This is a genomic window from Stappia indica (genome assembly GCF_020177335.1).
Taxonomy (GTDB): Bacteria; Pseudomonadota; Alphaproteobacteria; order Rhizobiales; family Stappiaceae; genus Stappia; species Stappia indica_B.
The window spans coordinates 223,206-250,008 of the sequence record NZ_JAIVMG010000007.1 but is presented as its reverse complement, the minus strand read 5'-3'; the positions used below and the strand labels follow the sequence as shown (position 1 = coordinate 250,008).

At 63.0% G+C, this 26,803-nt stretch carries 26 protein-coding genes, 1 tRNA gene and 1 pseudogene; 11 read left to right on the top strand and 17 right to left on the bottom strand.

Annotated elements, in window-relative coordinates; all coding sequences use genetic code 11:
* From LC062_RS11805 to LC062_RS11795, 3 genes are all read left to right on the top strand, one after another.
* Positions 1-413, top strand: a 413-nt coding sequence (locus LC062_RS11805; protein ID WP_224911224.1) for a DUF930 domain-containing protein, incomplete at its 5' end; no start/stop codon positions are given.
* Between the two features lie 172 nt (positions 414-585).
* Positions 586-975 carry a DoxX family protein gene (locus LC062_RS11800; RefSeq protein WP_224911223.1) on the top strand — a complete coding sequence of 130 codons (390 nt, stop codon included), beginning with the start codon at positions 586-588 and terminating at the stop codon, positions 973-975.
* Positions 976-1,054: 79 nt separating this feature from the next.
* Entirely contained in the window at positions 1,055-1,465 is a 411-nt protein-coding gene (locus LC062_RS11795; protein ID WP_224911222.1) for a ketosteroid isomerase-related protein, read from the top strand.
* Positions 1,466-1,523: 58 nt separating this feature from the next.
* Here LC062_RS11795 and LC062_RS11790 read toward each other — a convergent pair whose 3' ends face one another.
* The 3 genes from LC062_RS11790 to speD form a co-directional block, all read right to left on the bottom strand.
* Positions 1,524-2,030 (bottom strand): cytochrome b, encoded by a 507-nt coding sequence (locus LC062_RS11790; protein WP_224911221.1) that lies wholly within the window; start codon positions 2,028-2,030, stop codon positions 1,524-1,526.
* A 592-nt stretch (positions 2,031-2,622) separates the two neighbouring features.
* Positions 2,623-3,498 carry a polyamine aminopropyltransferase gene (gene speE, locus LC062_RS11785; protein ID WP_224911220.1) on the bottom strand — a complete coding sequence of 292 codons (876 nt, stop codon included), beginning with the start codon at positions 3,496-3,498 and terminating at the stop codon, positions 2,623-2,625.
* Positions 3,495-4,019, bottom strand: coding sequence for an adenosylmethionine decarboxylase (gene speD, locus LC062_RS11780; RefSeq protein WP_224911219.1), 525 nt, complete (start codon positions 4,017-4,019; stop codon positions 3,495-3,497). The genes speE and speD overlap by 4 nt, the downstream gene beginning before the upstream one ends.
* Before the next feature lie 21 nt (positions 4,020-4,040).
* On the opposite strand from speD, the gene LC062_RS11775 reads away from it, so the two are divergent.
* On the top strand, positions 4,041-4,766 hold the full coding sequence (locus tag LC062_RS11775) for a GNAT family N-acetyltransferase (RefSeq protein WP_224911218.1): 726 nt from the start codon (positions 4,041-4,043) through the stop codon (positions 4,764-4,766).
* Positions 4,767-4,809: 43 nt separating this feature from the next.
* Here LC062_RS11775 and LC062_RS11770 read toward each other — a convergent pair whose 3' ends face one another.
* The 3 genes from LC062_RS11770 to LC062_RS11760 all read right to left on the bottom strand — a co-directional run bounded on the left by LC062_RS11770 (position 4,810) and on the right by LC062_RS11760 (position 7,349).
* Positions 4,810-5,550, bottom strand: coding sequence for an SIMPL domain-containing protein (locus tag LC062_RS11770; RefSeq protein ID WP_224911217.1), 741 nt, complete (start codon positions 5,548-5,550; stop codon positions 4,810-4,812).
* Positions 5,551-5,633: 83 nt separating this feature from the next.
* Positions 5,634-6,701: an AI-2E family transporter gene (locus tag LC062_RS11765; RefSeq protein ID WP_224911216.1), complete on the bottom strand. Its 1,068-nt coding sequence runs from the start codon at positions 6,699-6,701 to the stop codon at positions 5,634-5,636.
* A gap of 174 nt (positions 6,702-6,875) precedes the next feature.
* The gene (locus LC062_RS11760; RefSeq protein WP_224911215.1) at positions 6,876-7,349 is read right to left on the bottom strand and encodes an Lrp/AsnC family transcriptional regulator; all 474 of its coding nucleotides are present in this window, start codon (positions 7,347-7,349) and stop codon (positions 6,876-6,878) included.
* 147 nt (positions 7,350-7,496) lie between these two features.
* Between LC062_RS11760 and LC062_RS11755 the strand changes: the two genes are divergently transcribed.
* The gene (locus tag LC062_RS11755) at positions 7,497-8,453 is read left to right on the top strand and encodes a nucleoside recognition domain-containing protein (RefSeq protein WP_224911214.1); all 957 of its coding nucleotides are present in this window, start codon (positions 7,497-7,499) and stop codon (positions 8,451-8,453) included.
* Positions 8,454-9,027: 574 nt separating this feature from the next.
* Here the strand turns inward: LC062_RS11755 and LC062_RS11750 are convergent.
* From LC062_RS11750 to LC062_RS11725, 6 genes and pseudogenes are all read right to left on the bottom strand, one after another.
* A complete protein-coding gene (locus LC062_RS11750) occupies positions 9,028-9,573 on the bottom strand; it encodes a M48 family metalloprotease (protein WP_224911213.1) in 546 nt (181 codons plus the stop codon).
* 617 nt (positions 9,574-10,190) lie between these two features.
* The gene (locus LC062_RS11745; RefSeq protein ID WP_224911212.1) at positions 10,191-10,859 is read right to left on the bottom strand and encodes a DUF7002 family protein; all 669 of its coding nucleotides are present in this window, start codon (positions 10,857-10,859) and stop codon (positions 10,191-10,193) included.
* A 113-nt stretch (positions 10,860-10,972) separates the two neighbouring features.
* Positions 10,973-11,605: pseudogene (locus LC062_RS11740) on the bottom strand (IS3 family transposase); the annotation flags it as partial.
* Positions 11,606-11,734: 129 nt separating this feature from the next.
* Positions 11,735-11,811 (bottom strand) — tRNA-Ile (locus LC062_RS11735).
* 166 nt (positions 11,812-11,977) lie between these two features.
* The gene (locus LC062_RS11730) at positions 11,978-12,223 is read right to left on the bottom strand and encodes a hypothetical protein (RefSeq protein WP_224911211.1); all 246 of its coding nucleotides are present in this window, start codon (positions 12,221-12,223) and stop codon (positions 11,978-11,980) included.
* A 299-nt stretch (positions 12,224-12,522) separates the two neighbouring features.
* Positions 12,523-12,780, bottom strand: coding sequence for a hypothetical protein (locus tag LC062_RS11725; protein WP_224911210.1), 258 nt, complete (start codon positions 12,778-12,780; stop codon positions 12,523-12,525).
* A 162-nt stretch (positions 12,781-12,942) separates the two neighbouring features.
* Here LC062_RS11725 and ettA point away from each other — a divergent pair, with 162 nt between their 5' ends.
* Complete coding sequence (ettA, locus tag LC062_RS11720; protein WP_224911209.1) at positions 12,943-14,592, top strand: energy-dependent translational throttle protein EttA; 1,650 nt, start codon at positions 12,943-12,945, stop codon at positions 14,590-14,592.
* Positions 14,593-14,741: 149 nt separating this feature from the next.
* On the top strand, positions 14,742-15,341 hold the full coding sequence (locus tag LC062_RS11715) for an MOSC domain-containing protein (protein WP_224911208.1): 600 nt from the start codon (positions 14,742-14,744) through the stop codon (positions 15,339-15,341).
* Here the strand turns inward: LC062_RS11715 and LC062_RS11710 are convergent.
* From LC062_RS11710 to LC062_RS11695, 4 genes are all read right to left on the bottom strand, one after another.
* Positions 15,326-15,676 (bottom strand): DUF2293 domain-containing protein, encoded by a 351-nt coding sequence (locus LC062_RS11710; RefSeq protein WP_224911207.1) that lies wholly within the window; start codon positions 15,674-15,676, stop codon positions 15,326-15,328. The two genes, LC062_RS11715 and LC062_RS11710, sit on opposite strands and share 16 nt — an antisense overlap.
* Before the next feature lie 58 nt (positions 15,677-15,734).
* The gene (locus tag LC062_RS11705; RefSeq protein WP_224911206.1) at positions 15,735-18,371 is read right to left on the bottom strand and encodes a sensor domain-containing phosphodiesterase; all 2,637 of its coding nucleotides are present in this window, start codon (positions 18,369-18,371) and stop codon (positions 15,735-15,737) included.
* A gap of 100 nt (positions 18,372-18,471) precedes the next feature.
* Positions 18,472-19,095 carry a helix-turn-helix transcriptional regulator gene (locus LC062_RS11700; RefSeq protein WP_224911205.1) on the bottom strand — a complete coding sequence of 208 codons (624 nt, stop codon included), beginning with the start codon at positions 19,093-19,095 and terminating at the stop codon, positions 18,472-18,474.
* Positions 19,096-19,547: 452 nt separating this feature from the next.
* Positions 19,548-20,678, bottom strand: coding sequence for an MFS transporter (locus tag LC062_RS11695; RefSeq protein ID WP_224911204.1), 1,131 nt, complete (start codon positions 20,676-20,678; stop codon positions 19,548-19,550).
* A 116-nt stretch (positions 20,679-20,794) separates the two neighbouring features.
* Between LC062_RS11695 and LC062_RS11690 the strand changes: the two genes are divergently transcribed.
* The gene (locus LC062_RS11690) at positions 20,795-21,607 is read left to right on the top strand and encodes an AraC family transcriptional regulator (protein WP_224911203.1); all 813 of its coding nucleotides are present in this window, start codon (positions 20,795-20,797) and stop codon (positions 21,605-21,607) included.
* Positions 21,608-21,679: 72 nt separating this feature from the next.
* Here LC062_RS11690 and LC062_RS11685 read toward each other — a convergent pair whose 3' ends face one another.
* Positions 21,680-22,576, bottom strand: coding sequence for a hydrogen peroxide-inducible genes activator (locus tag LC062_RS11685; protein ID WP_224911202.1), 897 nt, complete (start codon positions 22,574-22,576; stop codon positions 21,680-21,682).
* A 136-nt stretch (positions 22,577-22,712) separates the two neighbouring features.
* Between LC062_RS11685 and LC062_RS11680 the strand changes: the two genes are divergently transcribed.
* From LC062_RS11680 to LC062_RS11670, 3 genes are all read left to right on the top strand, one after another.
* Positions 22,713-24,182: a catalase gene (locus tag LC062_RS11680; RefSeq protein ID WP_224911201.1), complete on the top strand. Its 1,470-nt coding sequence runs from the start codon at positions 22,713-22,715 to the stop codon at positions 24,180-24,182.
* 147 nt (positions 24,183-24,329) lie between these two features.
* The gene (locus LC062_RS11675; protein WP_224911200.1) at positions 24,330-25,418 is read left to right on the top strand and encodes an acyltransferase family protein; all 1,089 of its coding nucleotides are present in this window, start codon (positions 24,330-24,332) and stop codon (positions 25,416-25,418) included.
* Positions 25,419-25,693: 275 nt separating this feature from the next.
* Positions 25,694-26,779 carry a DUF2336 domain-containing protein gene (locus LC062_RS11670; protein WP_224911199.1) on the top strand — a complete coding sequence of 362 codons (1,086 nt, stop codon included), beginning with the start codon at positions 25,694-25,696 and terminating at the stop codon, positions 26,777-26,779.
* Positions 26,780-26,803 lie beyond the last annotated feature (24 nt).

Genomic DNA, 26,803 nt, shown 5'->3' with positions numbered 1-26,803 from the left:
TTCGGCTGCCCGCTGGGGCGAGCGAGCCTGCGCGGCGGCCGGGGGCGCCGCGTCTTGCCGGCGCGCGGGAGCTTTTCTCAAGCCGCATTCTGGGGGATTCGCGGGCCCGCACGGCGATGGCCGGCCTGTCCGGACCGCAGCGGCTCAATCTTCTGTGCGTGACGGAGCTGCGTGCCCAGATCCGCGACCTTTATCCCGACCGGCCGCCGGAAATCCTGCCCTCCTTCCGCCCGCAGGCCGGTACGGTGCTGGCGCCGGTGCGCGCGGCCTATCGCTCGCGGGGGATGTGGTATGACCTCGATTTCCGCTGCGAGACAGATCCGGCGGTGACACGGGTGGAGCGCTTCAGCTTCCGGGTCGGTGCCCCGGTCCCGCGCAGCCAATGGGCGGCACGCGGCTTTCCGCGCAATTGAGCGCCCCCCTTGATGGTGGCGGGGGCGGCGAAGGTTGATGTGGGCACGCGCCGGATTGCGGTTCCGGGGCGCGCATGCGTAGGGTAAAGCCTCATGGCTTGCCGTCCGGCATCCGGGCGGTCCGTGCCCGGGCAAGACCGGTCGCCGCGATGGGCGGCCCAAGGAGATCGACGTGACCTTTCTGAAAGCCTATTCGGCCCTGTTTCTCAGTGTGTTCCGCATCATGGCGGGTTTGCTGTTCCTGCAGCACGGCACCACCAAGTATCTCAGTCTTCCGGCGAGCCAGATGTCCGGCGTCTCGCCGATGACCATGGGCGGCGCGGCGGGGTTGATCGAGCTGGTGTGCGGTGCGCTGATCGTGATTGGCCTGTTCACCCGGCTGGCGGCGTTTCTCGCCTCGGGCACCATGGCGGTCGCCTATTTCATGGTGCATGCGCCGCAGGGGACCTATCCGCTGCTGAACGGCGGCGAGTTGGCGGTGCTCTACTGCTTCTCCTTCCTCTATCTGGCGGCAGCTGGCCCCGGCCCGCTCAGCATCGACCGCATGCGCGGCGCCGGCTGAACCGTGGCGTCAAGTCTCTGCCCGTCCAGATATCGCCCGCGCGGCCCCGTCCCACTGATCCTTCAGGATGGATTACACCATGTCGCATGACACGACCCGGGCGTTGATCGACGCCTATTACGCCGCCTTCAATGCCGGTGACACCGATGCCATGCTGGCGCTGGTCAGCGAGGACATCGCCCATGACGTCAATCAGGGGGAGCGGCGCATCGGCAAGGCGAAATTCGCCGAGTTCAACGCGCATATGACCAGCTGCTACAAGGAGAGCCTGTCGGATATCGAGGTGTTCGTTTCTGAAGACGGCAGCCGGGCGGCGGCCGAATTCATCGTCTCGGGCACCTATCTGGTGAGCGATGAGGGGCTGCCGGAGGCGGCGGGCCAGACCTACCGCCTGCCGGCGGGGACTTTCTTCGATATTCGCGATGGGCGGATCGCGCGGATCACCACCTATTACAATCTGCAGGACTGGATCGCCCAGGTCGGCGCCTGACTTTGGAGCTTTGGCGCGGCGCGGGCTGACTTGCGAGACACCCGCGCCGATCCCTTTTTTATGACCGCCGGGCGGAGAGCATCCGGCGCAGCGTGTCGTCCTTGCGCACCAGGCTGTGCCAGACGGTGGCCGCCACATGCAGGGCGATCAGCACGATGAAGACCGGCTTCAGGGTTTCGTGGATCTCGCCGACGTCATGGATGCCGAGGTACCAGGCGATGGCCCCGCTGACCGGCGCGGCGATCAGCAGCACGTAGAACAGCAGATAGACCGCCTTCATCACGAACAGGCTCGCGCGGGTTCCCTCCGGGGCGGGCGGTGCACCATGGGTCAGCCGCAGCGCCAGACGCCAGACGGTCAGACCGAGGATCGCGAAGCCGAACCAGATGTGCAGGTTGCCCGGCAGGGCCTGGAAGAAGTCCGGGGTCTGGCCATCGCGCAGGGCGCGGCCGAGGTCCTTGATGTCATGGCCGAACACGAGCTGGTAGATCACCAGCGCGGCGATGGTCCAGTGAAGCAGGATCTGGGTGCGGCTGTAGGCCGTGGGGGAGGAGGGAAGTGCCATGGGTCACCTTCGTTCGGCGTCTTGTCGGATGTGCTGGTGCCGGTGATCGTGTCAGCGGCATGGGGTTAGGCTTTGGAGCCTAGCTTGTGAATATCCCTGAGCTATGTCGGGCCTGTCGCAAAATGTATCGGGCAGCCCGACGCCGGACATCGCCCTACACTCCGCGTCCTCCCGGACGCCGCAAAGCGGCGAGCCAGGACCGGATAGGCACGGCGTATCGGTTTCAGTCTATTGAAAACGCGGGGCTTTCGGCCCCCCGATCCCGGGTCGCGCCAGGGCTTGCCCGGGATGACGCCGAGAGGGGTTTGCCCCGGACGATGCCACTTCATGGGCAACGGCGGCGGGACACCGGACATCGCCCCACACTCCGCGTCCTCCCGGACGCCGCAAAGCGGCGAGCCGGGACCGGAGAGCCAGGGCGTTTCGGTTCCGACCCCATGAAAACGCAGGGCGTTCCCTCGGCAACACCACAGTGCCACATCACAGAACGACAGGGGGGCGTGTTTCGCTCTCCTCTCCGCTCATGAAAAAGGGCGGCTCGCTGGCCGCCCCTTGTCAGATCGTCACGTTTCGGCGCGTGGCCGGGCGGGGATCAGCCCTTGTCGCCGCGCCCTTCGGTCACCGCATCGCCGATGAAGCGCGGCAGGGCGAAGGCCGCCTGATGCACGTCCGGCGTATAGTAGCGGGTGTCGAAATTCGCCTCGGCAAAACGCTGCTGCAACACCTCAAGCGAGGTCTTGCGCGCTTCGACGTTGTCGGTCGCCCAGCCAAACGCCATGTGCCCGCCGAAATAGGTCGGGATCGCGGCGATATAGGCTGCGGCATCCTTGTAGATGCCGGAGAAATGGCGGATCGAGGTGACCAGTTCCTCGCGCTGCAGGAACGGAACCCCGTTCTGCGTGACGAGAATGCCGCCGGGCGTCAGGCAACGATGAACGCCGCGATAGAACTCCTCGGTGAAGAGCACCGCACCCGGACCGTGCGGATCGGTGGAATCCACCAGCACGATGTCGAACCGCTCGTCCGTTTCCGCGACGAACCGCGCCCCATCGGCAATCACCAGATCGAACCGCGGGTCATCGAACACCGAGGCGTTGAAGTCGGCGAAGTTCTCCTTGGAGAAATCGACCACGGAGCGGTCGATTTCCACCTGGGTGAGCTTCTCCACGCCCTTGTGCTTCAGCACTTCCTCGGCCATGCCGCAGTCGCCGCCGCCGATGATCAGCACCTTGCGCGCCGCGCCATGGGCCAGGATCGGCACATGCGCCATCATCTCGTGATAGATGAATTCGTCGGCGCTGGTGACCTGGGTCACGCCGTCGAGCATCAGCACCTTGCCGAACACCGGGTTCTCGAACAGGACGAGATCCTGATGCTCGGAGCGATCCTGGAAGATCACCGTGTCGCAGGTGTATTTCACCTCGACGCCCGGATAGAGCGTCTCGTTGAAAACCAGTCCACTGGTCATGCGACCTCCTTGCCGCGCAGCAGTTCGCTCACCTGCGACCGTCCGGGCGTGAAGGCGCGTTCCAGAACGGCAACGCACTTCTCCGGTTCCGCATCGCCGCACATGAAGACGTCGAAAGCCGCATAGCCGGCCTCCGGCCATGTGTGCACAGAAATATGACTTTCCGCCAGCACCGCCACACCGCTGACGCCCGTCGGCTCGAACGGATGCAGGTGAATGTGCAACAGCGTTGCGCCCGCTTCCTCGATACAGGTCTTCAGCGTTTCCTCGATATAAGGCAGGTCGTCGAGACGCTCGGCGTCATACAGATCGATGATCAGATGCGAGCCGGCGTATCGAACCCCTCCCTTCTCGATGAAGTGGTCCAAACGTTCGTCTTGCCCGTTGGAGGCGGGCGCTACAGTGATGTTGTCTTCCGTATGGGTGGTGCTTCTTGGCTCGTCAAAGGCGGGCATGTGCAAGCCTTCATAATCACGAGCCTCCAAGTCCATCCCCAATTGGAAGAGGCCGTCGTCAGACATGGCGGTCTCCCCAACCAGTAGATGAAACCCGGGTTCAATCCCGAACAGGCACCCTATAAGCTGCCCGGCGCGCCGGTACAATGCATTTTTCGCATCTCGGCCATGCGTGCGCGGAGAAAAAAGAAAAAAAGATCAAATGGGGCGAATGACGTGCCGGTCACGATCAATACTTTGACGGGTAATGAAATAGGGGCGCTTCTGGAGCCGCTGGCGCGCCTGCGCGTCGAGGTATTCAGGGAATGGCCGTATTTGTACGATGGATCGGAAGCCTACGAGACGGAATACCTGTCCCGTTACCTTCGCTCACCAGGCGCTGTGGTGGTCGGGGCGTTCGATGGGGGAACCCTGATCGGCGCGGCCACTGGGCAGCCGCTGCGGGATGAGGTCGACGATATTCGCCGGCCTTACGAGGCGGCGGGGCTCGATCCGGCCGGGATCTATTATTTCGCGGAATCGGTGCTCACCCGCGCCTATCGCGGACGGGGCGTCGGCCATGCCTTCTTCGACGGGCGGGAGGTGCGCGCCCGCGAGCTCGGCTTCGATGCAGCCACCTTCTGTGCGGTTATCCGGCCGGCGAATCACCCGTGTCGCCCGGAGGGCTACCGCCCGCTCGATCCGTTCTGGAGAAAACGCGGGTTCGCGCCGGTGGACGGATTGACGATCGGTTTCGACTGGCCGGATGTGGGCGAGACGGGCAGCAGCCGCAAGGCCCTTCAGGTCTGGCTGCGCCGGGGCCTGTTGCGCTGAAACGCAAGGGTCCCGGCGTGGTGTCGGAAAGCGCGGGCGCGCCTTACTGGCTGAGCTGCCAGGTGACGTTGACGCGCACTTCGAGGGTTTCCTCGCCGGCTTCAATCGGAGCGGCGCCGGAATCGGCCATCGCCATTTCGGCGCGGGCCATCATCATCTTCGGACGCGGGCCGAAGTCCTGCTCGTTGATCGACAGCACCCGACCGAGCGAGACGCCGGCGGCTTCGGCATAGAGCTTGGCCTTGCCCATGGCATCGGCCATGGCCGCCTTGCGGGCCTCGTCCTTCAGTTCTTCGGCGTTGCTGACCTCGAAGGCGATGCCGTCGATGCGGTTGGCGCCGTCGCGCACCATCGCATCGAGCAGTTTGCCAAGGCCGTCGAGCTGGCGCACCCGCACCCGCACGCCATTGCTGACCCGGTAGCCGATGACCGTGTTGTAGTCCTGCTGGTTCGACTTGGGGTCGATCCGCTTGTAGCGCGGCATCACGGAAAAACCGTTGGTCTGAATGTCGCGGGCTTCGATGCCGGCGGACTTGATCCGCTCGATCACCGCCGTCATCGCCGCGTTGTTGGCGGTCAAGGCTTCGGCGGCGGTCTTGGCGTCGCTGACCACACCGCTGCTGACCCAGGCAAGATCCGGGGCGGCGGTGACCGTGCCACGTCCGGTCATGTCGATGGTGGCGATGCGCGGTTCCTCAGCCCGGGCGGCCGGGACGGCCAGCATCGCCGACAGGGCAAGGGCGAGGGCAGCGGTGTGAAAACGGTTGCTGTGCGAAAAGCGCATACGCGAATCTCCTGAACGCTCCAATTGGATGGCGCGACCTTTGGTGGCAATTGCGGCGCGGAAATGGCGCTGGGGTTGTTGTCTCACTCCGTGCCGTCGGCAACGGTGATCGGCGCGCCGACCTCGCCATCGGCCGACAACAGAACGGCAATCGGCCGGGAGGCCTCGAACTGGGCGCAGATGATCAGCACCATCACGGTGAGCGGCACGCACAGCACCATGCCGGTCACCCCCCAGATCGCGCCCCAGAAGGACAGCGACAGCATGATCACGAGGCCGGACAGGTTGAGGCTGTTGCCCATCAGGCGCGGCTCCAGGAGGTTGCCGATCAGGAACTGGATCGTGCCAAGGCCAAGGCTGATGATCAGGAACGGGGTGAGCGTGTCGAAATAAACGAGGGCGAGCAGGCTGGGAAAAATCACGGCGGTGAGCGAGCCGATGGTCGGGATGTAGTTGAGCAGGAAGGCGATGAAGCCGAACAACGCCGCATAGGGCAGGCCGAGCACGGTCAGGAGCGCGCTGGTCAGCATTCCGGTCAGGACACTGACGCCGGTCTTGATGCCGAGGTAGTGGCGCAGCGCTTCGGTGATGCGGCCGCGCACCTGGAAGGCGAAATCGGCCCGGCCCTTTGAGGTGAAGGCCCGCGCCAGCTTGCGGTCGAAGGTCGACTGTTCCAGCAAGAGGAACAGCACATAGATGAACACCAGCGAGGCCGAGCCGGCGATGGTGGTGATGGCGTTGGCGCCGGCGGCGATCAGCCGGTTGAGGCCGCCGGCGGGCATCAGGTCGGCCAGCTCGATCGGGTCCTTCAGGCCGAAGCGGGTGGAGTAGCTGTCGAACAGCCGTTCCAGCCGCGCCTGATACACCGGCGCGTCCCGCGCAAGATCGGTGAGATTGGCCGTCACCACGTCGACCACCACCACCGAGGCGCCGAAGATCAGCGCCAGCGCCGCCGGCAGGGTGATGGTGCGGGGCAGGTGCCGGCCGATCAGCGGGATGCCGTTGACGCCGGCGGCAAGCGCGTTGATCAGGTACCAGACCAGAAGGGCGATGATGAAGGGCAGCAGGAGTGCCCGCCCGACCACCAGCAGCCAGCCGGTCAACGAGACCGAAAGAAGCACCATCGTGATCAGCGTCGGGGTACGGGGCATCAGGGTCGGTCCGTCAGAAAGGGAAGGGGCCATCGCCGGTCGGGCGGGCGGTCAGTCGGCCAATTGTTGGTCGCAACTCTAGAGGATTGACCGGCCTTGGGAAACCGGCCCGGGAGCCTGATCTTGGGAAATTGGCAAGGCGTTCGCCGAGAGGCGCAAGGTCCAAGGCTTTGCTCAGGGAACCGGCAGCGCCGTCTCCTCCTTGCCGGTCTGGGTCACGAACATGGTCTTGAAGCGGGCGACATTGGTGGCATCGCGGAACAGGCGTTCGCAGATCTGGTGAAACTCGGCCATGTCCACCAATCGCAGCATCAGGATCACGTCGATTTCCCCGGTCACCGCATAGGCGTGGGTGACCGCCGCCTCGCCCCGCGCCCGCTCCAGGAAGCGGCGCAGATGCTGTTCGCCGTGCCGGTCGAGTTCCACCTCGACAATCGCCGAGAGCGTCCGGCCGAGTGCGGCCGGGGCCACCAGCGCGACGGTCTTCAAGAGAACACCTTCCGCCTTCAGGCGCTGGAGACGGCGCAGGCAGCTTGACGGGGATAAGCCGATTTCCTCGGCAAGGGCCGCATTGGTGCGCGCGGCATCCTTTTGCACGGCGGCAAGGAGTTTCCGGTCGAGGCGGTCGAGGCCGGTGCGCTGGGTCATGGGCGAGCTCGCTGAGGATCGTGCGGTTGGGGCGGCTTGGGCTTGTTTTTGCAATTTTATTGCACAAAGACGCAAAATTTGACCGCAAATTTCGCCGAGTTGGCTTTATGAGCTGAGGACGTTTTCCAGCCATCCGGGACCATCGACATGCGGATCCTTCACTCTGCCCTTGCGCTGTTGCGCGATGCCCTCTCGCTCTATTGGGTGCTCGTCAGGATCGTCCTGCCGGTCATGGTGCTGACCCGGGTGGCCATCGAGTTTGGCGTGGTGGAGCTGCTGGCGCCACTGTTTTCGCCGCTGATGGCGCTTCTCGGCCTGCCGCCGGAGCTTGGAATCGCCTGGGCCACCGGCGTTCTGACCGGGGTCTGGGGCGGGGCGGTCGCGCTGTTCGCGCTGGTGCCGGCGGAGCAGCTGACGACCGCGCAGGTGACGGTGTTCTCGACGCTGATTCTGTTTGCCCATGCCCTGCCGATCGAACAGCGCATCGTCCAGAAAGCCGGGCCCGGCCTTGTCGTTACCAGCCTGTCACGGCTTTTGGGCGGGTTCCTCTGCGGGCTGATCCTGCACCTGATTTTCCAGGCGACCGGCTGGCTTCAGGACCCGGTGGCGCCCCATTGGGTGCCGGCGGGCTCGGAGACCGGATGGGGCGCCTTCGCGCTGGAAACGGCGGAAGCGCTCGGCTGGATGTTCGTCATCCTGCTCGCCCTCGTCATCCTGATGCGCCTTATGGAGAAAATCGGGGTGATGCGCTGGCTCACCAAGGCGTTGTCACCGGTCCTGCGGCTGACAGGCATCGGCCCGGACGCCGCGCCGCTGACCATGGTCGGCCTGCTGCTTGGCCTCTCCTATGGCGGTGGGCTGATCATTCGCGAGGCTCGAAAAGGCCATCTCGGCGCGCGGGATGTGTTCCTCGCCGCCATGTTCATGGGGCTTTGCCACAGCGTGATCGAAGACACGTTGATCGTCGTGGCGCTCGGGGCGGATCTGACCAGCGTGCTCGTCGGCCGCGTGGTGTTTTCGATCCTCGCGGTGGCGGTGATCGCCAAGTGCCTGACCTTGGTGCCCGACCGCCGCTTCTTTCGCTATCTGTTCAACGCCGCGTGAGGGGGGCAGCCAAGGCGCTGATCTTGAAGGGAAATGGTGGGCCCGGAGGGAGAAGGCGCGCAGCAGACATAGTCTATATTTTTCATATAGATAGCATCTTGATGGAGTAAGAGTTTGGAGTAGATTCAGATCTCTATGTGCCGGTACTCCCTACCAGGAAAGCACCACCGGTTCGGGCCTTTCACCCGGATGCAATACTCCAGTAGCAGGGAATGGTGGCCTCCCCCGAACGACTGCACTCATACACCAACCCGCGACCGCTTCGCGCTGACACGTCGATCATTAGCCGGTTCTCCATTGGACATGAAAGCAGTCATTCGATGCGACTGGATCAAAGGTCCAGGATGGGCCGGGTACGGACGTTTGCGGCACCTAGAACGAATGACTGGAATGGGACCATTTGCGGACTGGTAGGTCTTGGCGGCAAACGAGGCAAAGCAGACCTTCATCAAGATGGCGTGCGACGTACGCTCGTAGCCCTTCACGTTTCTTTCTAGACCAAATGGGTGCCCCAGCTCAGCCGCGCCGAACCAGTCGTTCATAGCGCATGTGAGAACTGAATAGCGAAGAGAACCTATGCATTTGCCTCGTCGGATGACGACTTGCCCGAGTTCCGCAGCTCCATCTCTGCATCATGCAAACGCTGTCTGATCATAGCTACGAGTTTGTCGCCACCTTTACGTCGGAAGTCGCGCATGACAGCAGCGACAGCACTCATTATCCGTACAACGGTGCCGTTGAACTCCTGATCCATCTGCAACTGCTTTGGTTGCATCAGGTTTCGTGTTGATATCTTGGCGATACGGTCACTTGGGGATGGGTGAGTATCGACGACAGCTATGCCTTCGCCGGCCGGATCTTCGAACGCGCGTAGAATCTCAAGCGCGAGTAGCATCAGCGAAGCGCCAGCCGCGGTCCTAGTATAGGGGTTTGGGAGAAGCGGGAACGGCTCGAACTCAAGCTGTTCACAGATCTTTACTGCAAACGCGTCAGCCTGAAACTCCTGCGCTTTGGGATCGTCATCGGCATTGCGGTGGCCCAACAGGTGATGACCGAATTCGTGCGCAATGGTGAAATACTCCATCGACCATGCGACCTGCTCAAACAGATGAAACTCCATCGGTGACGACGGACGATAGGGTACCAGAGCATGTGTGCCTGTCCCTGAGAAGGACACAAAAATTCGAAACCAATAGAGAACCAGATCAGGATGTTTCAGAAGGAGTTCTCGATCAGCCGCCGGGTCGGAGCTATTGGAACACCAATGTGGGGTACTAGCGTAAATTGTGCGGGTATAAGCTCGAGCTACCAGGCCACACCATCTGAACAAGAATGAGTTAACCGAAAGTATCGCTTGATCGGTCATGATTACGTTTGTGAGTGATGCCGAGACACCAGCTTTCGGGTCTATCGCGACCTCCACCTTTTCGTGGGATGTCTCCCCATTCTTCGAGATCTATTTTCGAAGACGGTCTGAAAGAAAATTTAATCTGAACTCTAGGCCAGGTCCAACACCAGGGCTATTGACGCTTTCTAATTCGCCATGGAAGAGATCCGACTCAATGCGCCGAGCGATTTCGACTTCCGACCAGCCAGCCTCTTTCAACGCCTTGGCGGTAAGCTCGCGCTGCGCGGCCTCACTTTTTTCATCTGGCTTATGCAAAGTCGCATTCAGGTCTGCGGCTGCCCTTTTAAATATCTGCGCCCAGAGATCACGGGCAGAATAATTGTGCCGCCTCACTCGATCACGCTCAGGACATCAGTGCCCCGCTTCACGACGACGCGCCTCACGTGGTCGCGAATATCTTCGATCGAATGGTCAACGGCGAGCTCAACCACGCGCTCTCGACGACTGCGCCGCGCTCGCCAATGGGCATACGGATACTCTGCAATACGAGTAAAAATGGTTTCGTCACGCGGATGCGGCATCGGCTTAGTACAGCCGCTGTTGATCGGACAAAACCAGATTAAATCCCTATGTGCGTTAATCAGGGACCTTGTATCCACTTCAAGAACATCGTGCTCCCTGTCACGATAGGCTTTAGCGTTGGTCAGTCTATGAAGGCGTTCCTCCGAAAGCCAGAAGAAGACTTTGGCGTTCAACAGCTCATACCAATCCGCCGGGGAGAGACGGTCGGGCAATGCCTTTTGAAGGCCTGCGTCACTCATCGGGATCTGGTCGCGTACAACGGCTCGAGGAAGGGCATCACTTGTCACTTCCACGCTTTTCGGTCGATGTCGGCTTTCGATCTCGGTGCGAATTGGCGGCTGGACTGCGTAGCGGTCTAGGAGCGCGCTGGTGCTCAGCAGGCCATACTGCTTGATCGATTCCCACGAACTGCGCTCGGCCATGTGATACAGAATCGGGCAATTGTTGATCAGCTCTTCAAGTTCTGCTTCAGTCACCATGCCCTCCGGTCAATAACGTTGCGCCAATTAAAATCTGTTGAAAGTAACGATACGGGCCTGCTCTGAGACCGAACTTTGGAGCGCCGGTGGCTGGAGTTTTCCGGCTTTTTTCACGGTGACGTGCTGGCTGCGCCACCGGGATTCTGTAACGCGATCGGGACGTTGTATCCGATCGCCGAGTGAGGCCGAACCTCGTTGTAGTATCGAGGCCAATCCTCCAACTTTTCGCGGGCATCCGCAAGGCTCAGGAACCAGTGTGCGTTCAAACATTCGGCCCGCAGCTTGCTGTTGAAGGCTTCGATGAAGCCGTTGTCCGTAGGCTTGCCCGGCCGTGAGAAGTCGAGGGTGACGTCGTTCGCATAGGCCCACAGATCGAGGTCGCGGGAGATGAACTCGCTGCCATTGTCGACCCGTATCGTTCTCGGATAGCCGGTACAAGCACAGACGCGCTCGAGGGGCTGTACGACGTCCTCGCCGCGGTAGGTGAAGCGGGGATCAGCCGCTGGGCAGAACCTTGAATGGGTGTCGACGATGGTCAGGATGCGGAGCTTCTTGCCCATGGCGAGCTGATCGTGAACGAAATCCATGGCCTAGACATCATTCGGGCCGACAGCCTCCTGACGGTCCTCGCGCAGTTTTGCCTTCACCCGTCGCTTGGGCTGCTTGTTCCTGAGCTGAAGTCCCAACTCATTGTAAATCCGTCGGGTCTTCTTGATGTTCACGGCCCAACCCTCCCTATGGATGAAGCTGTTTTGGTAACGGCCAGCGAAAATAGAAAACGCCGTTTCGAGACTGAGCCAGATAGATCGGATTGAACACCGAAATGTCCCACCTAGGAAAACCGGGTCTTAAGGCATTGATTTTAAAGGAAATGGTGGGCCCGGAGGGACTCGAACCCCCAACCAATCCGTTATGAGCGGACGGCTCTAACCAATTGAGCTACAGGCCCGGGCTGCCGGATTTGGCTGGGGGGTGAGGCACCCCGTGTCCGGAAGCGGGTTCTTCCTACACCACCTGATTTATGCCGCGCAAGCGGCACGGTGTGCGTGAAATGCATCGCAGGTTCGCGGCCGGTCCACCGGCTCGCCGCGTGCCGCCCCCAGCGACCGGGTCGGTCAGCCGCGATCTGCCGCCGGCGCCTGTGCGGGCGCATCGGCGAGACGCTCCAGCGCCGCATGGGCCGCCATCAGCCGCGCCTGGCACAGATCCTCGGTCTGCTCGAAAGGTATCGCGTTTCCGGTGGCCGCCCGGTTCTGGCGGGCCGCCCAATCAGAGGAAGAGGAGTGCGCGGAGGGGGGCTCCGGGGACAGGGTCGTCTTGCATCCCGACCAATGATCCACCCACAACAACGACCAGGACATGTTCGTCTCCCTGCGAAAGCGGTACCGGAAGAGCCCCGGATGGCCGCGTGGTCTTGCCTTGTACCCTCGAATTCCGGGCATGATCCTGACCCGAATACCTGCACATTTTTCGGGCTCGGACTCTAGCGGGTCAGCGTGAAATCCACGTGACGTGCAATCTGGGAGGATATCCTAGTGGAGTGAACTCTTGGGTTGCAATCATGCTTTCGGCCATACCAGCGCGCTGACGCGCGCAGGGATGGCGTCTGGTAAAAATAGGGAAAGGTCAAAAACCCTGAAGGCGCCGCTTGCGGCGCGCGTCAGCAGTTGTTGGGGCGCTGCGGGCCGAGGTCGATCTGGCATTCGTTGGTGAGGGCGCCAATTGCCGCCCCGCCAACGGCCCCCGCCGCCGCGCCGACAAGCACGGGACCACCGGCAATGGCCAGAACGCCGGCACCCGCAGCGGTGCCGATGGCCGCACCGGTGACACCGCGCTCGAACCGGTTGGAACCGCAGGCACCAAGGGCCAGGGTAAGTGCGAGAACGCCGGCAAGTCCGGCGGAGCGCGCGATACGCATGTGATACATCCTTTTGCAACATCCAGCCCGCCGGCAGCTTGCCGCGCCATGATGAATCGACGGTAAACACATGGGGCAATCGCGCACTTGCCCCGGCAGCGGCCATCGACTAAGACAACGGCCAGTTCCCCCTCATTGTTACCAGCGGAGCGGCAGGCACCTATGGCGCGCCAGTTCATCTATCATATGCACGGTCTGTCGAAGGCTTATAACGGCAAGAAGGTCCTCGACGACATTCACCTGTCCTTCTACCCGGACGCCAAGATCGGTATTCTCGGACCGAACGGCGCGGGCAAGTCGACCCTTCTCAAGATCATGGCCGGCCTCGACAAGGAATATTCCGGCGAGGCCTGGGCCGCCGAGGGCGCCAAGGTCGGCTACCTGCCGCAGGAGCCGCAGCTCGACGCATCCAAGACGGTGCGCGAGAACGTGCTGGAGGGCGTTGCCCACAAGCAGGCCATCGTCGACCGCTACAACGAACTGATGATGAACTACTCCGACGAAACCGCGGAGGAGGGCGCCAAGCTCCAGGACATCATCGACGCGGAAGACCTTTGGAACCTTGACAGCAAGGTCGAGATGGCGATGGAGGCCCTGCGCTGCCCGCCGTCCGAGGCCGCCGTCGACAACCTGTCGGGCGGTGAGCGCCGCCGCGTGGCACTGTGCCAGCTTCTGCTGTCCGAGCCGGACCTTCTGCTGCTCGACGAGCCGACCAACCATCTCGACGCGGAGACGGTGCACTGGCTGGAGCGGCACCTGCGCGAGTTCAAGGGCTCGGTGCTGATCATCACCCACGACCGCTACTTCCTCGACAATGTCACGGGCTGGATTCTTGAGCTCGACCGCGGTCGTGGCATCCCCTACGAGGGCAACTACTCGGTCTATCTGGAGAAGAAGACCAAGCGCATGGAGCAGGAAGGCCGCGAGGACATGGCCCGTTCCCGTGCGATTGCCCGCGAGCGCGAGTGGATGGGCATGTCGCCGAAGGGGCGCCAGACCAAGTCCAAGGCGCGTATCCGTGCCTATGAGGACCTGCTTACCAAGCAGGAAGAGCGGATGCCGTCGATCGAGCAGATCCTCATCCCGGTGGGCGAGCGGCTCGGCAACAATGTCATCGACCTGGATGGTGTGTCGAAGGGCTTCGGCGACCGGCTCCTGATCGAGAACCTGTCCTTCAAGCTGCCGCGTGGCGGCATCGTCGGTGTCATCGGCCCGAACGGCGCCGGCAAGTCGACCCTGTTCAAGCTGCTGACCGGTCAGGAAAAGCCCGATTCGGGCGACATCACCGTCGGTGACAGCGTGCATCTGGGCTATGTCGACCAGTCGCGCGACACGCTCGACCCGAACAAGACCGTGTGGGAAGAGATTTCCGATGGCAACGAGATCATTTATCTCGATGGCAAGGAGATCAACAGCCGCGCCTATTGCTCCTCCTTCAACTTCAAGGGCCCGGCCCAGCAGGCGAAGGTGGGCGATCTTTCCGGCGGTCAGCGCAACCGGGTGCACCTTGCCAAGGTGCTGAAGCAGGGCGCCAATGTGCTGCTGCTCGACGAGCCGACCAACGATCTCGATACCGAAACGCTGGCGGCGCTTGAAGATGCGCTGGAAAACTACGCCGGCTGCGCCGTCGTGATCAGCCACGATCGCATGTTCCTTGACCGGCTCGCCACGCATATGCTCGCCTTCGAGGGCGACAGCCATGTGGAGTGGTTCGAAGGCAACTTCGAGGACTACGAGAAGGACAAGGTGCGCCGGCTCGGTGCCCATGCGGCCGACCCGCGGCGGATCAAGTACAAGCCGCTGACGCGGTAAGTGCGATTGGCAGAACCGTCAGGAAGGCGGCGAACCGGTGGGTTCGCCGCCTTTTTTGTTTGCGTGCGCGGCTTTCAGGTTTCAACCTGTGGGCGTTGGCTCGCAGCACGCGAAAGGGGGATGGCATGGCCGCAGATCTGACGGAAGATATGTCTACGAAGAACGAGGACAGGGTCGCCGCGCAACGGGTGACCGGGACCGTGGTGCGGGTCTATGCGACGAGTGATCCGGAGGAGTTCCGCACCAGTCGCGAACCCGCGCTGAGGCTGGGCTTCGAGGGTATTGCCGGCGATCGCCATGGCGGGTTCACCCGCAGGTCCAGCCCGCGCGAACCCTGGTATCCGCGCGGTACGGAAATGTGCAACGAACGGCAGATCTCGATCCTGTCGGTCACGGAACTGGCGGAAGTTGCTAGGGCGATGGACCTGCCGGAAATCGAGGCCGGATGGATCGGCGCCAATGTGCTTCTGGAGGGAATTCCGCGGCTGACGCGGATCCCGCCGCGGACCCGGCTGGTGTTCGCCGGGGGGGCGGTGCTGCGGGTGGATGGCGACAACGCACCTTGCCGGATCTCCGGACGGGCGATTGCCGAGCGGTTTCCCGAGCGCGACGGCCTGGACCTGCAGTTCGCGCTCGTGGCGCGGGGCAAACGCGGGCTGGTCGGCTATGTGGAGCGGCCGGGGGTGATCCGGCCGGGCGAGGAGGTGACCGCGCTTATCCCCGAGCACTGGCTCTATCGTTCGGGCTGATCGCCCGTCGGGGTATCCGTCTCGTCGTCCGGGCTGACTCGGCGGGCGCATCCCCAGCCTTGCAGGACGGCATTCATCGGCTCGATGACGAAGAAACGGGCCGCGTCCCGGTCATAGCCTTCGGCGAGCAGGGTGTCATAGTCGGTGTGCCCATGCCGGACATGGCTGGTGGTTGCCTGCCAGAGAGCGATGGACGGGGGCAGATGGCGCAGGTGCCGGGCATTGGCGCCGGCGAGGATCGGCTGCGCATCGGCAAGGGGAACGCGCGGCAGCATCTGGCGCAGGAGCTTGCGCAGCTCCTTCTGGCGCTTGGTGCCGCCCATCTGTTGCTGCATGACGGCTGCCCTCTCGCTTTTGCCGATGCTGGCCGATTCTGGCCGATTTTGGCCGGCTTCAGCCGAGCGCCTTGTGGGTCGCCCGACTGGCTCTCTCGTGACTCTGCCGCATGGCGTGGGGGATGTGCGCGGCCGGAATGGGCTTGCCGAACAGGAAACCTTGCGCCTGGGTACAGCCGCAGGCGCGCAAGGCATTGGCCTGGGCCTCGGTTTCGACCCCTTCGGCGACAACGCTCAGGTTGAGGTTGCGCCCCAGGGCGACCATCGAGCGGACGATCTCCGCATCCTCCGGCACATCCAGCATGGTGCGAACGAAGGACATGTCGATCTTCAGGCCCGCGGCCTTCAGCTTGCGCAGGTGGATCAGCGAGGCATGGCCGGTGCCGAAATCGTCGAGTGCGATCCGGAAACCGAGCTGTGCCAGGGCATCAAGGGTCCGGGAGATGGTCCCATTGCCATGGTCGATGGCAATGGTCTCCGTGGCCTCCAGGGTCAGATCGCGGGGCGAGAGGCCCTTCGACAGAAGAATCTCCAGCAAGTCCTCGGCAAAGCCGTCGCGGCTCAGTTCGGCCGCCGAGATATTGACCGCGACCGGCAAGCGGAGGCCGGCCTCGTCGCGCAGGCGCCGGATGTCGCTGGTCACCGCGTCGATCATGCGATCGCCGAGACGGGAAACCAGCTCCAGATTGCTGAAGGCTTCCGCGAAATGGCCAGCGGACACCAGCCCGAGCTCCGGGTGGGCCCATCGGGCAAGGGCCTCGAAGCTGCAGATCCGTCCGGTCGCCAGCGAAATGATCGGCTGGTAATGCGGCACGATCTCGCCGCGCTCCAGGGCGCCGCCGAGCACGGAACAGAGATCGATCCGCCGCTGCATGATCTCGCGCATCGACTGGTCGAAGACGGTGGTGCGCCGGCGGCCATTGTTCTTCGACTGGTAAAGGGCGATGTCCGCATTCTGCGCCAGTTCCTCGGGGGTGATGCCATGCTTCGGCGAGACGGCAATGCCGACGCTGATGCGCAGGTTGATGCTGCAATCCTCTGTCGTGACCGGTTGGGCGTCGATCCGGGCGATGCGCTTGCCGAGTGCGGTGGCGGCCTGTGTGCTTTCGGTAGTGACGACAATGGCGAACTCATCGCCGCCAAGCCGGGCGACACAGGCGCTCCCGCCCACCGCCTGCCGCAGCCGTCTGGCGGTTTCGCGCAGGACCGCGTCGCCGGCAGCATGGCCGAGCGTGTCATTGATCTCCTTGAAATGATCGACGTCGATCATGAACAGACCGACGCAACCGGCATTGCTTCGCGCGTGTTCGAACGCCCGTTTCAGGCGGGTCTCGAACTGTCCGCGATTGGGCAGGCCCGTCAGATCGTCGTGATGGGCCAGGTGCAGGATGCGGGCTTCGTTGCGTTTCTGCTCCGTCACGTCGATCACCGTGACGAGGCGGGCATCGACGCCTTCATAGGAAATGCACTGGCAGACCGGCATGACCTCGATCTCCGCCCCGTCCGCGCATTTGTGCCGCCACAGGGTTTCGCCATCATATGCGGCCGGCGAGCCGGTGCCGGGGGAGCGCAGAAAGGCCCGTTCGATGGCCAGCGCCTCGTCGGCGACATGCAGGTCGGGTAGGCGCATCTTCAGGAAGTTCTGCTGGTCGAGCCCGTAGTGCGATCTCGCCGCGTCATTGGCGGACAGAAACCGCAGGGTTTGCGCGTCGACGACGACCATCGGCACGGGATTGCTGTCATAAAGGGCGCGAAAGGTCTCCTGGCGCCGCTTCAGGTCGGTGATGTCGATGCGCACACTGACCGTGCTGCCGTCGGAAATCCGGTTCTCGTCGTAGCGCATCCAGCGGCCATCTTTCAGCCGCTGCTCGAAATTTGCATGCGGCGCCCGGTGATGGGCGAGACGTTGGCGCAACCAGACCTCGGGGTCGTCGATCTCCTCCTGGTGCAGCCCGCTTTCCACGCAGCGGCGGGTGGCCTCCTCAAAGGAGGTTCCCGGGGTCAACAGGCCCTCGCTCTCCGGATAGAGCTCCTCGAAGGCCTGGTTCCACAGGACGACCTTGTCATCGGGATCGCAGAACAGGACCGCGCCGGGCATGATGTCGAGCGCATCCTGAAGCCGACGGCGCGCCTGCTGCGCCTGCCGTTCCGCCCAGCGGGCCTTGATCTCGGCCTGCCGCAGGATGCGCTCCTTGCGCGCCAGTTCCAGCCGGTCGGTGGCCAGTCGGCCAAGGGCCGCGAACGCGGACAGGGTGTGGTCGGATACACCCGGGCGGCTCGGACGGTCATTGACGCAAAGCACGCCAATGACATAGCCGTCGGGTGCAATCAGTGGCGTGCCGGCGAAGAAATTCAGTTCCGGATGCAGTTCAAGGCAGGCGTTCCCGCAAAAGCGCGGGTCCTTGCTGGCGTCGGCGAGAACGAGCGCACGGCCGGCGGCAATGGCGGCGTCGCAGCGGCTGCCAGTCCTTGGAAACGTGGTGAGGTCGGTCCCGGTGCCCGCCAGGACACGGTAGGAGCTCGCCTCCGCCATGGCGATCATGCCGACCGGCGCGTCGAACAGGGTCAGGGCGAGGGAGAGGATGTCCTGCAGGCTGTCACGGAGCCGGTCGCCACCGGAAAGATACGCCTGATGCCGGGAGGTGGCCTCCGCTTCCTGTCGCTTCGCGGCAGCGGGATGTGCCGTTCGTCTCATTGTGACGCGCCTTGTTGAAATCAGTCGAGTGGCACTATCCTGGGTTGCTCTTAAGAATTTCTTGAGCGCGCGAAGCCGATGTCTTCGGTCCGGCTCTCAGTCAGACGAGGCGCGCCAGGAGCAGGGAAAGCTCATTGCGGCTCGCGACTTCGAGCTTGGCGTAGATGTTCTTGCGATGTGTGCGCAAGGTGTTGACGCTGATCCCCTGGGTAGCGGCCAGTTCGGCTTCCGTCAGCGGCTGGGTCAACAGCGCCGCCACCGTGCTCTCGCGCCGGGTCAGGTTGAAGGCGGAATGCAGGCGCCGCTCCAGATTGGGCAAGGGGCCATCGAGGCGCGTCAGGATCAACAGCACATCGGTTCCGCCAGGCGTGGCCGGCGGTTGGCAACTCAGAAGCTCGCCGAACATCGGTCGGTCGCCGTTGAGGCTGCGCGGCACATGGAATTCGCACTGGGCGATGGAAGCGGGGGGCTCGGGCTGGCGGACCTTTTCCAGGGCGTCAAGGAATGTGCGTTGGGTGAGGGGGTGGGCGAATTCGAGCCGTTCGGGCGGCCGTTCGCACTCGACGAACAGATTGGCTGCCTGACGCAGGAAGCCTCGGGCCGTTTCGTTGACAGCGCGCACTGCCGCTTCCGCATCCAGAAGAATGGCGGCGCGCGCCTGGCGGTCCAGCACATCGAAAAGAACGGCGTATCTCTGGTGGGGGGCGGCGGCTGTCCCGGTCATCGGTCGAGCGCTCCCCCTGGCCCGGACAGGGGCGTGTCCGGCAGGTGTCGGGCGGGAGGCGGAGCACAGTCAAGGACGGTGCCGGCGAGAGGGTCTCGCCGGCAATTCGCACTTGACCGAGGGCACTGAAGCCGATGATCGCAAGACATGAGAGGTATCCATCCGGGCGGCGCGGAAGCACCAGTGACGATCCCCGTGGGGGCCGGCTTGAGGCCGGGGGCTCGCAAGGGCTTGCCCGATGGGAACCAAAGAATATTGTCGTTTATACTGAGGGTGATGAGGCCATTGCGCAACCGTTTATCTGCGCGCAAGGGACGATGCGATGAGGGCCGGTTGCGGGACGGCAAGGCAACCGGCCGTGAGGTCTCAGCGTTTGTCCGCCGCTGGAGAGCCGGCGCCTTATCGACACCTGCCGCGCGGAGGCCCGGCTTCGAGAGAGGCAAGGGCGCTTGTCATGCCGCCGTGTGTGCAACGGCCTTTTGCCGGGCGCCTGCAGCCAGAGCACATGCGCAGATGCCGGAAACCGAGAATACGACCCCGAGATTCTGTACGGCACCAGACACCAACAGCCCCCCTCCGATGAGCAGATAGTAGATCAGCCCGAAAACCGCCCCGGCAGTTCCAAGACGGTTTGAGTAGGCCTGTAGCGCTGGTGCAAGAACATTGGGAATGGCCACGGCGAAGGCAAATGCGACGATTGCGACTGGCGCGACGAACAGAATGCTGGCGTTGAGGCTGACTACCAGAAGCCCGCCAATCACGATCAGCAGGCAGGCGGCGAGGACCAGGCGATCCGGCCGCCAGCCATACTGCAGCAATGTCCGGTTTGAGACGGCGCCAGCCAGGGTGCCGGCGGTCAGGACCACCCCGCTGTATCCGGTGGCAATTGCGGAGTATCCGAGGTCTTCAAAGTAGAAGGGCGCCAGCTGATAGTAGCTGAACAGACACAGGTTCAGGAGGGCGACCAGACCTGCGGACCGCCAGATATGTCGGTCCTGGAACATGTCCGCTATCGTCGCCCGAAGCGAGGGGGGAACGTGCTCGGTGCGACGTGTCTCGGGTAAACTCACGGCTGTCCAGACCAGAAGACAGAAGGCCAGCGCTGTCAGGGCGAAGAAGACTCCCTTGTGAGACGCCAGTTTGGCGATCAGCGCACCTGCCGCCATTCCAAGCGCCGGGCTGATCGCGATCGCGATACCGACGAGGGAGAACACTCTTGTCAGTTCCGCCCCCTGGAATCGATCACGCAGAATGGTCTGCGTACCGATAGAGCCAACCGCCGCGCCGAATGCCGACACCATCCGGGCCGCAAGCAATATCGGAAAGTCGGAACTCAAGAGCGCAGCCAGTGTGCCCAGGCCATAGACTGACAGGCCCAGAAGCATCGACGGTCGGCGTCCCGCCAGATCGCACAGGCGTCCCCAAAAGATGACGCCCGCCGCAAACCCTAGGAAATACAACGAAAGCGTCAGGCTGGCCGTCGATGTGGAAACGCCATGGGCCTTTGCGATGCTTGGCAGCGCAGGGCTGTAGATGGTTTCAACCACTTGCGGAAACATGAGGAGTGCGACCGCAAGGAACATGTTCGGTCTTCTGGGCATAATCCCTCCTAGAGGCTTGCAGGAGGTCTCCCTATAGCTTTAACGATTCTGGTTGGTTATAAACATTTGGACAAAAAACTTCTCAAATCGGACAGATCATGATGTGGCTCGATCGGGAATCCCAATTCGACCCTGACAGCGTCGGTCAGCCGGTGTTTGGCATTGCTGCCAGAGATTTGTCGCATCACGATTCAGGCTCGCATGCGCATCGGATGGCGCAGCTGTTGTTCGCCCGCAGGGGGTGTATGACGATCACCCTTGACGCCAAGCTCTGCCTCCTGCCGCCGACCCGTGCAGTCTGGATCCCGGCAGGCCTGGTGCACCGCGCCCAGATGAGATCGGCGGTTGACTACCGGTCGGTCTATTTCCACCCCACCTTTGCGCAGGATATGCCCCTGCAGATCGAAGTCTTTGAAGTTTCCGATATTCTGCAGGCGGCGCTTGAACGCATCGCGGTAGCGCCTCTGGATGCGGACTGGACCATGGGCGTCGCCGGGAATCTGCTTGCCGTGTGCATGGATGAGATCCGAAGGGCGCCCCGCGTTCCCACGCTTTTGCCGTTGCCATCCGATCCCCGGTTGGCGCGACTGGATACGGCCAGCCTGCCGCCGCCGCTTGGGCAACTGGCATGTGAGGTGGGCGCGGGCGAGAAGACCATCGGCCGGATATTCCGGCGCGAGACAGGTATGTCCTATCAAGAATGGCGGCAGCAATGGCGTCTGTTGAAAGCCTATGAGCTCCTGGTGGCCGGCACATCCATCTCCTGTGTCTCGCAAGAGTTGGGGTTCGCCAGCGACAGCGCGTTTATTTCCTTCTTCAAACGCTCGGCAGGGGTGACGCCGAAGAAATATGCGCGATCCTTTAAGCCTTGTGCCAATGCAGCCGCGACGCAAGAGACAGGGGCGTTCTGACCGTTTGGCGCGGGGAAACGGGGACTTTCGCTGTTCCCAGCAACAGCCAAGCGGCTTTCGTCCGAAATGCCTCTAGGCGGCTAGATCGAGCGCGGTCGTGATGCAGTCGCCAAGGGCGAGGAAATCCTGTTTGCGCGGGGAGGAGCGGCGCCAGGCAAGCCCGACGGAACGGCGTGGCTGCGGTTCGGTGAAGCGCAGCAGGGCCACCCGGTCGTCGCGGACTTCAAGCGGGGCGCAGATTTCGGGCAGCAACGTCACCCCGTATCCGGCCGCAACCATCTGCATGACGGTCGATAGGCTGGTCGCTCCGAAGGTGGAACGGGTCGAGGGCCGCAATCCCTCGCAGTAGTTCAAGGCCTGGTCGCGCAGGCAATGGCCTTCTTCCAGCAGCAACAGCGAGCCGCCGTCGACGGACGCCGGGTCGATCCGCTTGCGCTCGTCCAGCTCCGGCGTGGCGCGCACGGCCAGAAGGAAACGGTCGGCAAACAGAAGCAGCGTCTCCAGATCGGGGCCGCCAACGGGCAGGGCGGCGAGGATCACGTCCAGGTCGCCCTGCTTCAACTCGGCGACAAGCGCTTCGGTCAGGGTTTCGCGGACCCTCAGATCAACATTCGGGTAGGCGCGGGTCAGGGCGGGCAGAATGCGCGGCAGCAGATAGGGCGCGATGGAGGGGATGATGCCGAGACGCAGCGTTCCGGTCAGCACTTCGCCAGCATGGCGGCCATAGTCGATCAGGTCGCGGGTTTCGGACAGGATGCGGCTGGCGCGACGGGCGATCTCCTCTCCTTCGGCGGTGAGCCGCACCGCATTCGGACGCCGTTCCACCAGGGCAATGCCAAGGGTCGTTTCCAGCTCCTTGATCTGCATCGACAGCGCCGGCTGGGAGACCGCGACGGCCTCCGCCGCGCGGCCGAAATGGCGGTGGCGGGCAAGCGCCTCGAAATAGCGGAGTTGGCGGAGCGTGATCATGGTTATCAGATAAACTTATCAAGAGGCGATTTCAATGCGATTGGTGCTGATCATCCTGCCTGTGCCATGGTTGTCCTTGCAAGATCCGGGACGCGGCCAACTGGGGGAGCGGCGCCCGACATGAGGGAGACTGACCATGAGTGACAAGCCCGTTTTGACGACGACGGCCGGTGCGCCGATCTCCGACAACCAGAATTCGCTGTCCGCCGGTCCCCGCGGGCCGCTGTTGATGGAAGACTATCAGCTCCTGGAAAAGCTGGCGCATCAGAACCGGGAGCGCATTCCCGAGCGGGTGGTGCATGCCAAGGGCTGGGGGGCCCATGGCACCTTGACCATCACCAATGACATCACCCGTTACAGCAAGGCCAAGCTGTTTACCGAGGTGGGCAAGAAGACCGACATGCTGGCGCGGTTCTCCACGGTTGCCGGCGAGCAGGGGGCTGCGGATGCGGAGCGCGACGTGCGCGGCTTTGCGCTGAAGTTCTACACCGAGGAAGGCAACTGGGATCTGGTCGGCAACAACACGCCGGTGTTCTTCATCCGCGACGGCTACAAGTTCCCCGACTTCATTCACACCCAGAAGCGTCACCCGAAGACCAACCTGCGCTCGGCAACGGCGATGTGGGATTTCTGGTCGCTGTCGCCGGAAAGCCTGCATCAGGTGACGATCCTGATGTCCGATCGCGGGTTGCCGCCGAGCCCCCGGTTCATGAACGGCTACGGCTCGCACACCTACAGCATGATCAACGCCGACAATGAGCGGTTCTGGGTGAAGTTCCACTTCAAGACCATGCAGGGGCACAAGTACCTGACGAATGAAGAGGCGGCCGATGTGGTCGGCACGACCCGTGAGAGCTATCAGGAAGACCTGTTCGGTTCCATCGAGGCGGGCGACTATCCGAAGTGGCGCATGTGCATCCAGGTGATGCCGGAGGCGGATGCGGAAAAGACCCCGTACAATCCGTTCGATCTCACCAAGGTCTGGCCGCATGGCGACTATCCGTTGATCGAGGTCGGCATCATGGAGCTGAACCGCAATCCGGAGAACTATTTCGCCGAGATCGAGCAGGCGGCCTTTTCCCCGTCCAACAAGGTGCCGGGGATCGGTTTCTCGCCGGACAAGATGCTGCAGGCGCGGGTGTTCTCCTATGCGGATGCCCATCGCTATCGGCTGGGAACCCATTACGAGGCGCTGCCGGTCAACCGGCCGCAATGCCCGGTGCACCACTACCACAAGGACGGCAGCATGAATTTCTTCGGTCAGCAGACCGGGAATGTCGATGCCTATTACGAGCCGAACTCGATGAACGGCGCGGCCGAGGATCCGGCCTACGCCGAGCCGCCCTTGCGCATCTCCGGCGACGCGGAGCGCTACAATCACCGGGATGGCAATGACGATTACGTCCAGGTCCGGGCGTTGTTCAACCTGTTCGACGACGGCCAGAAAAGCCGCCTGTTCTCCAATACGGCGGCGGCGATGCAAGGGGTGCCGCAGTCGATCATCGATCGCCAGCTTGGGCATCTGGACAAGGTCGACAAGGCCTATGGCGACGGGGTCCGGGCGGCGCTGGCCGCTGCGGCGGGCGCACGCGACGCCGCCGAATAGGCCAAGGCGAAAGACCCTGCTCCTTCTTCCGAACCGCGGCGGCGCAAGCTGCCGCGGTTTTCGGTTGAGGCGCCTTTAAGTTTTGGCCGCGACACTGGCCGCCATCTGCGACGCTGGTTTTGGTCGCGAGAGGCGGGAGGTGCGTCCATGGCGGTAAGTGAACGGCGACCAGGGCTCGACCTTCTGCGTGTTGTCGCCGTCGCGGCTGTTGCCTGGTTTCACTTTGGCTTCCGGATGCAGGTCACCGGCGAGGCGGGGCCAGCCGATTTTGGCGCGCCCGGCGGTTTCGCACGCTATGGCTATCTCGGCGTCTCCGTCTTCTTTGCCATTTCCGGCTATGTGATCAGCATTTCGACCGAAGGACGCGGCGCCTATGGCTTCGCGGTCGCTCGCTTCGCGCGGTTGTGGCCGGGCTTCGTCGTCTGCATGAGCCTGACCGCGCTGGTGACGCTCTTGGTGCCCGGGCTCGGCTTTCCGATCACGGCCGCGCAGTATCTTGCCAATCTGACCATGGCGGCGCCGTTTCTCGGCCAGCCGTTCATGGATGGCGCCTATTGGTCGATCGTGGTGGAAATTCTGTTTTATGGCTGGGTGGCGCTGCTGATGGCCTGCGGTCTCTGGCAGCGCTGGCCGGTGGCCATCGCCATCGTCTGGCTGGTGATTGCCGCGCTCGACCAGGCAGTGATCGGCAGTGGCCTTCTGCGCAAGCTGTTCCTGACCGATTTCGCCGGGTTCTTCGTGTTCGGCATGATGCTGCGCGCGTCGGAACGCCAGGCCCCTGGGGCGCGGGTGGTGCTGGCCGCCGCGTTGGTGCAGGCGATCTCCGGCGGTGTGTTGTTTGCGGCGCGGCTGCCTGCGGTCTATGGCGGGGAGCTGTTCGATCCGCTGACGGTTGCCGGCCTCGTTCTGGGGTCGTTGCTGCTGTTTTTCGGGCTGTCGCGCCTGCGCTTGCCGGAGGGGCCGACAGCGGCCGCCGCGGTGGCCGGGCGGATGACCTATCCGCTCTATCTCCTGCATCAGCACATCGGCTATGCGATGTTTTTCCTGCTCGGGCCGGTGTTGGGCGGTGCGGGAAGCGCACTGGTGCTGGCCGTCGCGCTGGGCGGCGCGGCGCTGGTCATAACCGGATGGATCGAACAGCCAGCGGCGCGCGCGGTGCGGCGCGGCGGGATGTGGCTGGGAGAGTGGGCGCAGGCGCGCGCGGCGCCATTGCTTGTGGCCAGGCGGCGCCGTTGAGACCCTGCTTGTCGGGGAGTGCGGGACGCTGCCCCAGTGTCCACCTGCCAGGATGGGGCGGCTTGCTCTGGTTTCTGATCAAGCGCCTCTCCGTATTTATCCTTAATTCATTATCATTTTATGCAACTTTAAGAGTAGTTCTATTAATCATAATTCCAATTCTAAGTCTGATTTCGTTTAAAATAACTATTAAATTTCAGCTTCTGCTGTGAATTTTCATTCACGTGTCTTATGTAGTAATGACATTGTGATTCTTCGGCCCTCAGGATGATACGATGTCGAACCTACCTAATACGGAGTTGGTGAACTTCGAAGCGCTGGCGCGGGACGGGGATATGTCGCGTCGCAATGAGCTGGCGCAGAACGTTGCGGCATTGTTTTCTCTCACCTCCGAGAGCTGCTCGGACGAGCAGATGGAAATCTACGATTCGGTATTGCACCGTCTCTCCGAGATGGTTGAAGCGCAGGCGCGGGAGTTCATGGCCAGGCAGTTGGCCGCCCTGCGCCGTGCTCCTGAGCAGACCGTGCGCCGGTTGGCCGGTGACGAGATCGGTGTGGCTCGCCCTCTGCTGGAGCGCTCGACCATCCTGCGTGACCGGGATCTTGTGCAGATTGCCGAAAGCAACGGCGATGATCATCGGCTGGCGATTGCCGCGCGCGAGGTGCTGTCCGAACTGGTCACCGATGTGCTGGTGAAGACCGGCAGCGCGGGCGTGCAGCGGGCGGTTGCCGCGAACGAGGGGGCGAGCCTGTCGCGCGCGGGCGTGGACAGGCTGCTGGAGGCCTCTGGCCTCGATGAAGAGTTGCAGCTCGCGCTGGCCGGACGTGGAGACTTGGGTGAAGAGGATATCGCAGCGCTCGCGTCCTTTGCGAGTGAGCGGGTGCGGGTGCGTCTGTTCAGTGGCGGCGATGCCGCTACGCGGGATGACCTGCCGAAGGCGGCGCGGATCGCCGCGCAGCGTATGTCCAATGACTACTGGCTGAAACGCTACGACTTCGAGACCGCGATGGGCCGGGTGAAGGCCTTGGCCCGGGGGGAGGGGATCGACGAGGGAACCTTGCTGCGGTTCATCGACGAGGACCGGTTTGCCGAGGTGGTGGCGACCTTCTCGGTCCTCGGCGATATCGGTCTTGAAGAGGCCATGCACTGGATGGTGCGGATCGACACCGACCCGTTCCTGGTCGTGGCCCGGGCCTGTGGGCTCTCAGCGGAAACCGTTCAGAGGCTTCTGGCGATCGGGCCCTGGCGGCATCGGTTGCCGGATGAGCGGCGGAAGCAGGCGGTTGACCGTTACGCGACCCTCAACGTCAAGTCGGCGCGGCTGTTGCTCGACCAGTGGCGCGGCCGGATCGCCTGCTAGGGTCTGACCCTCAGGTCGCGCCTG